Genomic DNA, 12072 nt, shown 5'->3' with positions numbered 1-12072 from the left:
CGCATGTCCGTATCGCCGTCGAAGCAGATATAAGTCTTATTCCTGTATGCCATCTCTTTCCGCCGCCTTTTTGCGCGGAAAGACCTGTCACAGAACAAGAGAGACGTCTAGCCTGAGAATGCGCATTTTTCCACAACTAACAACTAACCCTCAATACAGCGGGACGCAAATTGTCAGTTGTCGTGGTTAGAGGCCCTTTGCTGTGACAGCTGGCCGCCTACCGGCCAAGCGTCTCGCTTTCAGCACCACCCCGATTTCGCAGTGAAAGGTCCGCTTTTAGGCAGTTCACGCCGCAACTAGCTGGTCCGGTTCCGTGATGAGTTTGTGGCGCCGGCAGGCGTGCGAAAGTCCCGAGGAAGGAACCCGCGAGCCAAGGCGGTGAGCTATGGGGATTTCGATTTGGGCTGCTGTGGGCGATGCGTGACTGTCCTCGAGAGACGCGGATTGACAGGGACAGACCGGGTTGTTGCGCCTGCGGGCGTTGTTGTCGGCACCGTGGGCGGCTGGGCGCGGCTCTGTCGGCGTCGATGATCACCCTGGGCACGCGTGGATCCGCTGCAACTTCGGCGACCTGCTGACAATAGCCAGGAACGTCATAGCGCGGGATGCCTTGAGCGGGCCCTTTCTGACGGCGAAGGCCGCCTCTTGCACGCGCTGTGCGGCTCACATCCTGGCAAGAAGACGCTGCGGGGGACGCGCTCGCGCATCAGGGCGGCCGGTAGCGACCTGTCCTCGCCGTGCCCCGGCGGAGACCAGGCGCTCACCTTCCGTATCGCGATGCGAGACGTCGGCCCCCTCGACAGGGCATGGGAATCTAAGGCAAGGCGCAGCGAATGTTTTAGCTTTGGCATTTCGACTGGCGCGAAGGCACTCAAACCGCCCGCCCGGAAACAACAATGAGATAGCGGGTAATATGTTCATGTCAGCTGTAATGCGCGACTGAGGTCGCACGGAATTGACTCGGTTCTGACTTTTTCTGGGTGTATCGTCTTCCTGTCGTCCGTCTGGGGAGACGAGCATGTCGGCATACGGTGTGGCGGATTCCGCCCAACTCGCAATTCTCACGAAAGCCCTGAACGACCGTTGTGCGAAGCACGCGGTCGCAGGCGATCATGAGCGCGAGCGCATAGCGCTTAAAGTCCTGGCGCTTTACCGGCGAGGCTTGATTGATCCCGACCAGCTATCCGCAGAACTTGAAGGGGTTGCCCGGTGATCCAAGAGATGCATCCATGGGGAACACAACGGCGGCTTGTCGATAGCGCGCGCCGCTTGATTGGCCGCACCCGCGCCGAAGTGGAAGATGCAAGATTGAAGGTCGAGCAATCGCGGCTTGCCCTTGAACAGTCCCGCAAGCACCTCCAGAACTCACACCGTCTGGAGACACAGAAAAGCCCCAGCGCAGAGGGTGATCGGCGCTAGGGCTTTCAGGCATGTACGCTGTACCAGCATGACCTTACGTTAGCTTGCGCTAATATCGTGAACGAAAAGTGAATCGCTCCCGCGACCCACCCCAAACCAGCGGGATGAATGCGGCACCCTAGACCCAAGTAGCCGGTTTATTGATCGGCTTCTTCCCCCTAAGCACCACATCCGGAAACTGCGATGCCGCCACCTCGCTTCTAGAGAGGGGGACGGCACGGGAACGACGCCGCGCGGCCGGCTTCGGCAAGCAAGTTTGTATCGTCGCCCCGTTGTGTCATCGCTCAAACACTACACCGACGACGCAGACCTCTTGGGTTACAATCCTGATGGGTTCGACTAGATCGGTATCATTCGTCACAAGATAGGCCACATCGAAGCATCGACGAAGGCGTCGCGGACGAGATGAGCGCCTCAATTGACGTCGCTGCCTTTCTCTTCTGTTTTGGCCACCTATACCACCGCTGGGGGTGGCATATTCCAGATGTAGCCATCTGGCGTAGCCTGAGGCGGGCTTACCAATCCAGCCCATTTTTTTGAATAAATTTTGAATACAAAAACCCCCCGTTATGAATGCTGGTTCTGAGACCGTCCTCAGCGCCGGCAGCAACACCTGCTGGCGTTTTGGCGCATCGTTGTCGATCTTTCCTGACACAGGGCTGTATAATATTTGTCGGCGCCGACAGTCGTCCCCTGGGGTACGATTAAACCCGCTAAAGGCCTCATACTCAGCCACTTAAATTGCGGCTGGTTTGGTTCTTAGTAGAAATTGCAAGCATCGATATAAAAGTTGCCTTCATGGGCGCCCCGCCCCGCCTACGCAAGCCGCTCGTATCTCGGCCACCGGCGATCGAAAGGAACAATCCAACAGCCGCGGCATCGGATGGGAGTTCGTCCATGTCTGCATCGATGACCCTTTGACGTGTCGCCTTCTCGCAAATCTTGCCGACGAGAAGAAGGAAAGCGCCTCCGCCTTTCCTCAAGGCTGCTCTCGCCCTCTGTGCCGGTCTCGGGATTACCGTCGGGCGTTGACCATAACGGCCCCTGCTACAGGTCCAAGACCTTGCCAAGGTTTGCCGCAAGCTCGGGCGGAAGCTCCACATCGAGCCGACCTTAATCCATTAGCTAAATCGCAGGGTTCTACGGCGCTGATCAAGAAGGCTTCCCAATCCATGCCATGGATGCATGCCATCCAAACAACCAAGTTTACCGATACGTCATGATGCTGCATAGCGAAGTACCGGCGGGCACAGACCGATCACTCCCTGCCTTGACCATTAGATGAGCGCGCCAAGAGATTCCGATAGAAGGAGAGCTATGGATGCCCCTGACTGCCAGTGGAGGCCCTAACTTCCGTTCTGAGCTCCTGTTTGGGTCGTTCTGCAAATTTGGTCGGCCGTTACCATGCTGAAGAGACCTCACGTCTGAATAGCAGGTGGCTGAGAACGATGCGCTTTCAATAGAAGCTACTACCCCACCGCAATATTATCCCACCTTACCTGTCCACAGCAAAGCGAAGTCATGAAGTTCGGGTCAAGCGGCGTTCGAGGTTTGGATTCGGAATTGCTCGGCAGGGCCAGCGGGCTTTATACTGAAGCTTTCGCCTGGCGTTTGAGTTCGAGCCAGGTTCAGCCGAATAGTTCGGTCTTCCTAGGCCGCGACCTGCGTGGCAGCAGTGAAGCGATAGTCAACAATTGCATGGCGGCGTTGGCCGCAAATCGTTTCCAGCCGATCGATTGCGGCGCCATACCGACGCCTGCCCTGGCACTGTATGCACGCAGACACGGCGCGGCGGCTCTTATGGTCACTGGGTCGCACATTCCAGCCGGTCGCAACGGCATCAAATTCTACGGCCCGAATGGTGAGATCAGCAAGGCGGATGAGGCCGCGATTACGCGCTTTGTCGCCGAAAGATCAAATGCATATTACTTGCCACCCGCTCCTCTGGGAACGACGTGGCCTATCCGCCATGAAGAAGCAATGGCCTGTTATCGAGAGCGCGCCAATGACATGCTGGAGCCGGGCTCCCTTTCCGGCCTGAGACTTGGAGTCTACCGGCACAGTTCGGTAGCAGCAATACTTTTGGTGGAAGTTCTTCAATCGCTCGGCGCCGGCGTGGTCGCCGTCGGGAAAACCGAAACTTTCGTGCCTGTCGATACCGAAGCCGTGGATGCAGCCACGATTGCAAAATTGAAAGAATGGGTCCGCGAATTCAATCTCGATGCCATCGTGTCGACTGATGCGGACGCTGATCGGCCACTGATTGCCGATGAAAATGGCGATCTGTTTCGCGGCGATCTGGTTGGGCTCGCCACGGCTCTCTTCCTGAAGGCGGATACCGTCGTGACGCCTGTGACCTCCAATTCCGGCATTTCGAAAGCTTTCGGCTTCGATGTCCTGAGGACAAAGGTCGGGTCACCATTTGTTATCGAAGCCATGGAGGCGTCACATCGTGCCGGCAGCATCGTTGTCGGCTTCGAGGCCAATGGTGGCGTTCTCCTGGGGTCGGATTACACGGCGAACGGGAAGACTTTGACCGCCCTGCCGACGCGGGACTCCCTTCTCCCCATCCTGGCTGTTCTCGGTACCATGGCATCGACAAAGAAGAAGCTGTCGCAACTGCGCGAGCTCTGGAAGCTTCCGGTATGCGCGAGCGACCGGCTGCAGGATTTCTCCGCCGAGAGTTCAAGCAGATTGATGGATCGCCTCGCAAACCTCGACGCGCTGCAGCAATTTCTCGCCCCGTTCGGGACTGTAGCCGAAGTCGACAAAACCGACGGCTTCAGGGTGCGTATGCGCACAGGCGAGATCATACACCTGCGGCCCTCCGGCAATGCACCGGAACTGCGCTGCTATTCGGAAGCTTCGAGCGAGAGCAGAGCCACGACGATCGTCGCCTCGGTGCTGAAAAGAGCACAGGCATTCGCGTCGCAGACGGTAGAGGGCATTTGATGAAAGTGGTTCCTGTCATCATCAGCGGCGGAGCCGGCTCGCGGCTGTGGCCCGCCTCCAGGCAGTCGCACCCCAAGCCTTTCCTCAAGATGGCGGACGGGCATTCGCTCATTCAGCACAGCGTGTTGCGCGCGGCTTCCATAGTGGGGGCGGCCGAGCTCGTCACCGTGACCTCCAAGGACCATCTCTTCCTCACGAAAGACCATTTTGACGAGCTGGATTCCGTCGTGCTGCCGCGCACCTTCCTGCTCGAGCCGGAGGGCAGGGACACGGCCGCCGCTGTCGCCGCGGCGACCATCCACGCCAAGGCGACACAGGGGCCGGATGCAATCCTGTGCATTTTTCCCGCGGACCAGATGATCGGTGACCTGGCGGCCTTTGGAAGCGCCATCAGTCGGGCGATCGAGCATGCGCGGCAGGGGCGCATTGCAACCCTGGGCATAAATCCAGAAAGGCCGGACACGGCATTCGGCTACATCGAGGCCGATGGCGAAAAAGTCGTCCGTTTCGTCGAGAAGCCGGACGTGGAAACCGCCAAATCCTATGTCGCCTCCAAACGTTTCTTCTGGAACGCCGGCATCTTCTGCTTCAAAGCGCGAGTCATGCTCGATGAGATGGCCCTGCATTGCAAGGAGCTGGTCGATGCCGTTCTCGGCAGCTACGAGAACGCCGCAATCATTGACGGCGAGCGCTTCGCCAGCATCGAGCTCTCTGCAAAGCATCTCGCCGTGGCTCCGCGCATCTCGCTCGACCGGGCGGTGATGGAAAAGGCGCACAATCTCGCCGTTGTCCCTTGCGAGATGGGGTGGAACGACATCGGTTCCTGGAACGCAATGGCCGAACTGATCCCTCCCGACGAGAGCGGCAACAGGATCCGCGGCGATGTCCATGTAGTGGACACGGTCGACACCTACATAAGCTCGGACAAACGAGTCATAGGGACGGTGGGCGTCAGCGACCTGGTGATTGTCGATTCCCACGATGCGCTGCTCGTTGCATCCCGCGATCGCGTCCAGGACGTCAAGAAACTGTTCGAGGGGCTCAAGGCTGCGGGACACGAAGCGCACTTGCTTCACGGTACCGTGCACCGGCCCTGGGGCACCTACACGGTTCTGGAGGAAAGCGAGCGCTTCAAGATCAAGCGCATCGAGGTTAACCCGGGCGGGCGCTTGAGCCTGCAGATGCACCATCACCGCTCCGAGCACTGGGTCGTGGTCAGCGGCACCGCAAAGATTGTCAACGGCGAGCAGGAGCTACTCCTGACCACCAATCAATCCACCTATATCCCGTGCGGCCACAAACACCGGCTCGAGAACCCCGGCAATATCGGCTTGGTTATGATTGAGGTCCAAAGCGGCGAATATCTAGGCGAAGATGACATTGTGCGGTTTGAGGACGTATACGGTCGAGCCTGATAGTCCAACGTCTACAGGTCATGATCAGAAGGGTACTTCGTTGAGGTTTCCGTTTTCTCGTTAAGCTAATGACGTGCCGAGTTGAAGCGAGAAGATTGCATTGATTACTGGAACAGTGAAGATGCTCCCATTCGGCCGAAATACCGGTTAAAAGAGCTATTCGGTCCGTTACCTGCGCTGTCGCACGTCCCCGTTCAATACAGTTTGGAACTCAGTTCCTTCGGCGCATGGCACCTCTATGCCCTTCATGCGTGTGCCTCGCGAAGGTTTTGGGGTCCCAAGTTTACGGCGAGGACAGAACACCACCGCAGAGACTGCGTTCAAAGCGACCGCGATCAGCAATGGCGAGTTGGTGCACTTGGCGACCGTTTCCCCAGCTTCCCCAGAAACAGAGTTGCCATTCAGGGGGCGTTTATAGGGCCCCGATCTCAAAAATACGGCTGTTCTCGATCGAAGGCTCGGCGGGGTCTTCTGTCAGACGAACTTCGGACATTGATCCTAACAGCATTTGCCACGCGCAACGGCTATTGTGCATTGCACAAAATCCGACCCCCAGCTAGACGTCCTTCCGCTGCGGGAATCGGGCTTGGAACCCAGCGGCGGGGCAGCGAGAACCGAGGCTTCGTCGATATCGCATTCATAGCTGAGGACCTTCATGACCCTTTCGAGCCCTGACAAATCCGGCACCGCTAGTCTCGAGGCAATCGCGCGAGACGGCGGCGTGCTGCGCCGCATCGCCGTGCGCATTCCCACCTATCTGTCGGACATTCGGGAGAACCCGGCATGGCTGCCGATGTTCGTGCTGGCCCGCACCATGCCGGCCCGCAGGATGCATTGGCGTGGGGCAAAGCCGGTTTGCGTGTCGCAAAAGGCCCACGACACGATGTTTGCCGGCGTCGATCGCCAGGACGTTGTCGAGGCGCTGCGGTCGGATGGGCTGTTTTGCGGGCTCGTCCTTCCGACTTTCATCCATGAGGAGATCGCCGCCTTCGCCCGGTGCACGCCTTGTTTCGGCAATTTCGATCGGCGTCTCGAATTCATGCCTGAGGACCATGCCGGGGCCGAGAAGCGTTTCGGCCGTTCCTTGCTCAGCGGCCACTATTTCGAACGCATCCTCGGCTGCGAGGCAGCGGTCGCAATCCAGAACGACCCGCTGCTGCTCGACATCGCCGCGCATTATCTGGGCGCTCAGGCGAAACTGATCACCACACGCGTGTGGTGGAGCTTTCCCACCGGCCAGGCTTCCGACGCCGACAAGAACCGTGCCTCGCTGGGGAAGTATCATTTCGATCTCGATGACTGGCGGATGCTGAAATTCTTCTTCTATCTGGCGCCGGTCGACGAGGGCACCGGCCCGCATGTCTATGTCCGGGGCAGCCACAAGCGGCGGATCCTCAAGCATCAACTGACGCTGCTCGTCGGCCATCCCGCGCATGAGGTTCTCAACGTCTATGGCGATGACAGCCCCGTCACGCTGACCGGCGAAGCCGGCCTTGGCTTTGTCGAGGATCCCTTTGGCTTCCATATGGGCACCGTGCCTTCGCGCACGCCACGATTGATGATGGAAGTTGGCTTCGGCGTGTCGCCGCCCTCGCGCCGGCGCTTCCATGGCGAGCCGGTCATTCGCTGATCTCGCAAAAATCCTGAAACAGCTTTCCCCAGATCACACGCCTGGTTCTCCCTTGGGCTAGCTGGGTGCCATGGCGTCGTCATGGGATCAGCTAGCACACTGCATCGAGGTCATCCGACCTCCGGTTGGGCCTCGACTGACCCAGATCAAAGCCATGTCCTTGTCGGCGTGGTTTGATCGGCCAGTTCTTCAGGGGAAACGCATGTGCTGACCGACAGCCTGATCGTCGCTCCCATCATCTTGACAATCCGGACCATACGGCGGGCAAATGACGCTTCACCAGCCAGAACCGACGCGAGAAACGCGCCTGAGGCGATGCGGCGGACCATGGATCGCAGCGCGATCGATGTGCGACATACGGCTCGACTCCAGCAGCGTTTCGCGAAGAGAGCCGACGCGCAGGCGGCACGCTGATGCCCAGCCTTGACGACAACTTCGACATCATTGTGGTTGGCGCCGGGCCGGTCGGTCTTTCCTTCGCCGCATCGCTTGCCCACAGCGAGTTCAAACTGGCGGTTGTCGAAGGACAGTCCCTGGGAAGACTGGCAAATCCGGCTTTCGACGGTCGCGAGATCGCGCTCACCCACGCCTCGATTGGCATCCTTCGCGAGCTCGGCGCCTGGGATGTTATCAGCGCTTCGGACAAGTCACCGCTTCAAGGCGCACGCGTCCTCAACGGATCGAGTCCCTTCGCGCTGTGTTTCGATTCGCCGGCCCGGTCCGCAGAACCACTGGGCGTTCTGGTCCCGAATTGCCAGATCCGCGATGCCCTTTTCAAGATCATCCGCTTGCAGGGCCACGCCCGGCTGTTGTGCGGCCACTCGGTCGTGCGTGCAACAAACAGCCGCCAGGGAGCAGTCATAACGCTCTCCAATGGCAGGCAACTGACCGCCCGGCTTCTCGTTGCTGCCGATTCGCGATTTTCCGCCACCCGCAATCTGCTCGGCATCGGCGCCGATATCAATCGGCTTGGCAACTCGATGCTGATTTGCCGAGTGAGGCACGAGCGCCCCCACAACCAGATCGCGATCGAATGGTTCGATCATCATCAGACGGTAGCGATGTTGCCCCTCGCGCAAGGCGTGTCGTCGCTGCTTTTGACTTTGCCCTCAAACGAGGCCGACGGACTGCTTGCCCTTGACGACGCGTTGTTCCTGATTGAATTGACAAAGCGCTGTCGAGGGCGCCTCGGCAAGATGAGCCTGGCAAGCCAACGCCATATCTACCCGTTGGTTACAACCTGGGCGCACAGGTTCCGGGCGCCGAGCGCCGCATTGATCGGCGACGCTGCCATCGGCATGCACCCGGTGACCGCGCATGGCTTCAACATCGGCCTCGGCGGCCAGAAGCATCTCGCCCATGCTATCGAGACAGCATGGCTTGAGCGTCGCGACATTGCCGATCCCGACATGCTCCACAGATATGAAAGCCGATTGCGCCTGTCGGCGGCGCCGCTCTATCATGCTACGAATATCCTCGTCGGACTCTACTCAAGCGAGCATCCGGCGGCACGGCTAGCAAGGCATGTGGCGCTGCGCCTGGGACAACATCTTCCCTTTGTCCGTCATGGCATTGCGGCCATGCTGAGGCGGTGAACCCCGGTCACATTGGAGTCATCATCAGCGTGGCGGCGTAGCCAATTTTTGACCCGCGCAACGCGCAGCCGGCTCCTGCTTGCACGCACGTCGTTCTCAGCTGGATACGGCGCAGCCGGCATACGAGACCTGTCCACCGCGCCCATTGGAAGCAGCGGTCCACGGCAACGGCATCGCAGCCCCTCGTCAAATCGACTGGACAGGAGGCAGCTCAAGACGACAACCTGCGCCGCCTATCAGGCGACCTCGCCATCCGGGCCGCCCTTCTTTCCGCCCTCAGGTGCTTTCACCGACAGTCCGGTTGACCGGCAACACTCGAGAGCATTGAATTCCTATTGGCGAGCGCGACAATCGCGCAATCGGCATGCCGCCTTGCCGCAACTTGTCGAGTCAGAGGCTTCCCGGGATCCTGTTGCCGCCGGCCAACCAGAGCTGCGACCGTGCCCCAACGGTCGCAGTGTTTGCTGACGCCTGACAGTCGGGCTCATGCTCCACTTGACCGCTGCTTCGGCACGAGGCGCAGCCACGCGCTGGCCGTCTTGAAGCAGGTTGTGTCACCGACAGCTGCCGTCGGCGCCGTCGCTCTATCGGCCCAATCGAGCACGACCAGAAGGTTCAGAGCAAGGCCTTTGAAACGCATGGTTTTAGCATCCAAAGCGTGGATGCTGGCGATCTAAACAATCAATTTTACCAATCTGTGCAGGTCGTTCATAGACCGCCCACATGACATGCACCGCCGCTCCACCAACCGCGTAGTGCGCAAAAGAACCCGAAAAAGAGGAAGTCTTCGCATGCGCTCTGACGTGCAGTGGAGGTTGTGCTGGGAAAATGAGTTGCGGCTTTCCGATCATCTCGAACTCTCTGAGTTCTTCCAGAAGATCTATGAGCCTGTCGGAGCCTTTAGTGCAAAGGCTTTCGCAGGCGGTCGAAGTTGGGCCGGTGCAAGGCCGGAGGTCCGCGCAATCGGCTATGATGTGCACGGAGTAGCAGCTCACTTGGGCGTGCTGCGCCGATACATCAAAGTTGGCGACGCTGATCTGCTTGTCGCTGAACTCGGTCTGTACGGGGTGCGTCCGGATCTTGAGGGGCTAGGAATCGCCCATTCGATCAGCGCGATGTATCCAGTGCTGCAGCAGCTTGGCGTTCCATTCGCTTTCGGCACGGTTCGGCCCGCGCTCCGGAACCATGTTGGCAGGTTTTGCCGCAAAGGCTTGGCAAGCATTTTATCGGGCGTCCGCGTGCGTTCAACCCACCCGGACGTGTACCCCGATCTTCCTCCCACGCGAGTCGACGACGACGTGCTCGTCATGGTGCTCCCAATTGGACGCTCAATGAGCCAGTGGCCGGCCGGCACTTTGATCGATCGGAACGGTCCAGAGCTATGAGGGACACCCGCAATGATATCAGTCACCGCGACCCGCCCCTCATCGCATTGACCGATCTGAACCCAGCCTTGACCACGGATTTATTGTCCGCTCGCTTCCTCAAATGCACTGAAAAATCTGACATCTCATGAACCTCTTTGTTCCAGCCAGTATTGTCGCCGTCTGCTCTTATGCGCTGCTGTCGACCGTCTATAAGACCGCGCAGGTTCTTCATACCCTGCCTGCAAACGTACCGCCGACGTCGGGCGAACCGGCCGGCTGTGAGCCTTGGCCGAGCGTCGATGTCATTATCCCGAGTTACAACGAGGCACCTCGCACCCTCTCGGACTGCCTGGCTTCCATCGCAAGTCAGGACTATGCCGGAGAATTGAAGGTCTATGTTGTTGATGACGGTTCTGGAAACCGCGATGCCCTCATAGATGTACACGAGGAATACGCGCGAGACCCGAGGTTCAACTTCATTGCGCTCCCAAAGAATGTCGGAAAGCGCAAGGCACAGATTGCGGCGGTTCGCCGCTCGTGCGGAGATTTGGTGCTCAATGTGGATTCGGACACGATACTCGCACCGGACGTCATCACAAGGCTTGCGCTAAAGATGCAAGATCAAGCGATCGGCGCCGCCATGGGCCAGTTGGCGGCTAGAGCACTTCCTGTGATCGATGAATCGATTGTGATGTGACGGCTGCGTTTTGTGCTGATTCAACGTCCACCTCGATGGAGGTTGACGATGGGAAAAGCATTGAGCATGGATCTTCGGTCGCGGGTCTTGAAGGCTTCGGACGAGGGCATGTCGGCGCGGCAAGCGGCGGCGCGGTTCGGCGTGGGAGTGTCCAGCGCGATCCGCTGGATTGCGCGGGCGAAGATCGGCGAACTGGCGCCCCGCCCGCAGGGCCGCCGCCGCGCCTCCAGCCTCGATGCGCATGAACCCTTCATCGTCAGGCTGATCGAGGAGCGCAAGGACATCACGCTGAACGAGATGGTGGAGCGGCTCGTCGCCGAGCAGTCGGTGCGCATCAGCCGCAGCGCCTTGAGCGCCTGGCTTCGCCGCCACGGCTGGACATTCAAAAAAAGTCCGCGCACGCACTGGAGCAGGATCGCCCCGACATCCTGAACCGGCGCCGGGACTGGTTCGACGGCCAGCTCGACCTCGATCCGGCGAAGCTCGTGTTCATCGATGAGACCGGCCTCTCCACAAAGATGGCCCGCCTGCGTGGAAGAGCGCCGCGCGGCGAGCGCTGCCGGGCCGGCGTGCCGCATGGCCACTGGAAGACCACGACCTTCACCGGAGCGCTGCGGCTGACGGGCATGACTGCGCCCTTCGTCTACGACGGCGCCATGAACGGCAACGTGTTCCTGGCCTATGTCGAACAGGTGCTGGTCCCGACATTGTCGGAGGGCGACGTAGTCGTCATGGACAACCTGCCCGCCCACAAGGCCGCCGGCGTGCGCGACGCGATTGAGGCCGCAGGCGCGAGCCTGCTCTACCTGCCGCCTTACAGTCCCGACTTCAATCCGATTGAGAACGCCTTCGCCAAACTCAAGGCGCTGCTGCGAGCAAAGGCCGAGAGGACCATCAACGCTTTGTGGGACGCGGTCGGTGCGGTCGTCGACCTCTTCACCCCAGCCGAATGTGCCAACTACTTCAAAGCCGCAGGATATGAACCGGATTAAACAGG

The 12072-nt window shown here is 59.5% G+C and carries 8 protein-coding genes and 2 pseudogenes; all 10 read left to right on the top strand.

The genetic code is table 11. The annotated features are described in order from the left end of the window. Nucleotides 1-1018: 1018 nt before the first annotated feature. The 10 genes and pseudogenes from EJ067_RS10595 to EJ067_RS10555 all read left to right on the top strand — a co-directional run bounded on the left by EJ067_RS10595 (nucleotide 1019) and on the right by EJ067_RS10555 (nucleotide 12067). A complete protein-coding gene (locus EJ067_RS10595) occupies nucleotides 1019-1213 on the top strand; it encodes a hypothetical protein (protein WP_126078979.1) in 195 nt (64 codons plus the stop codon). 1048 nt (nucleotides 1214-2261) lie between these two features. Continuing rightward, nucleotides 2262-2479, top strand: a pseudogene (locus EJ067_RS35270) (IS481 family transposase); the annotation flags it as partial. Nucleotides 2480-2940: 461 nt separating this feature from the next. After that, nucleotides 2941-4371: a phosphomannomutase gene (locus EJ067_RS10590; protein ID WP_126078978.1), complete on the top strand. Its 1431-nt coding sequence runs from the start codon at nucleotides 2941-2943 to the stop codon at nucleotides 4369-4371. Continuing rightward, nucleotides 4371-5786: a mannose-1-phosphate guanylyltransferase/mannose-6-phosphate isomerase gene (locus tag EJ067_RS10585; protein WP_126078977.1), complete on the top strand. Its 1416-nt coding sequence runs from the start codon at nucleotides 4371-4373 to the stop codon at nucleotides 5784-5786. The genes EJ067_RS10590 and EJ067_RS10585 overlap by 1 nt, the downstream gene beginning before the upstream one ends. A gap of 655 nt (nucleotides 5787-6441) precedes the next feature. After that, nucleotides 6442-7416 (top strand): hypothetical protein, encoded by a 975-nt coding sequence (locus EJ067_RS10580; RefSeq protein ID WP_126078976.1) that lies wholly within the window; start codon nucleotides 6442-6444, stop codon nucleotides 7414-7416. Nucleotides 7417-7620: 204 nt separating this feature from the next. After that, entirely contained in the window at nucleotides 7621-7830 is a 210-nt protein-coding gene (locus EJ067_RS10575; RefSeq protein ID WP_126078975.1) for a hypothetical protein, read from the top strand. Next, nucleotides 7830-9011, top strand: a complete 1182-nt coding sequence (gene ubiM, locus EJ067_RS10570) for a 5-demethoxyubiquinol-8 5-hydroxylase UbiM (protein WP_126078974.1) — start codon at nucleotides 7830-7832, stop codon at nucleotides 9009-9011. Before EJ067_RS10575 ends, ubiM begins: the two co-directional genes overlap by 1 nt. 791 nt (nucleotides 9012-9802) lie before the next feature. Further along, entirely contained in the window at nucleotides 9803-10396 is a 594-nt protein-coding gene (locus EJ067_RS10565; RefSeq protein ID WP_126078973.1) for a NodA family N-acyltransferase, read from the top strand. Nucleotides 10397-10523: 127 nt separating this feature from the next. Then, nucleotides 10524-11036 (top strand): annotated as a pseudogene (locus EJ067_RS10560) (glycosyltransferase family 2 protein); the annotation flags it as partial. 87 nt (nucleotides 11037-11123) lie between these two features. Continuing rightward, nucleotides 11124-12067, top strand: a protein-coding gene (locus EJ067_RS10555; protein ID WP_189510039.1) for an IS630 family transposase whose coding sequence is annotated in 2 segments (ribosomal slippage) — nucleotides 11124-11460 and nucleotides 11460-12067 — 945 coding nt in all. Because the reading frame shifts where the segments join, the coding sequence is not laid out codon by codon here. Nucleotides 12068-12072 lie beyond the last annotated feature (5 nt).

Source organism: Mesorhizobium sp. M1D.F.Ca.ET.043.01.1.1, assembly GCF_003952385.1.
GTDB lineage: Bacteria > Pseudomonadota > Alphaproteobacteria > Rhizobiales > Rhizobiaceae > Mesorhizobium.
This window is presented reverse-complemented; position numbering and strand designations above follow the sequence as displayed.

Coding starts and splice junctions, on each gene's coding strand:
- EJ067_RS10585 (WP_126078977.1), top strand. CDS start 4,371: ATGAAAGTGGTTCCTGTCATCATCAGCGGCGGAGCCGGCTCGCGGCTG.
- EJ067_RS10595 (WP_126078979.1), top strand. CDS start 1,019: ATGTCGGCATACGGTGTGGCGGATTCCGCCCAACTCGCAATTCTCACG.
- EJ067_RS10580 (WP_126078976.1), top strand. CDS start 6,442: ATGACCCTTTCGAGCCCTGACAAATCCGGCACCGCTAGTCTCGAGGCA.
- EJ067_RS10565 (WP_126078973.1), top strand. CDS start 9,803: ATGCGCTCTGACGTGCAGTGGAGGTTGTGCTGGGAAAATGAGTTGCGG.
- EJ067_RS10590 (WP_126078978.1), top strand. CDS start 2,941: ATGAAGTTCGGGTCAAGCGGCGTTCGAGGTTTGGATTCGGAATTGCTC.
- ubiM (WP_126078974.1), top strand. CDS start 7,830: ATGCCCAGCCTTGACGACAACTTCGACATCATTGTGGTTGGCGCCGGG.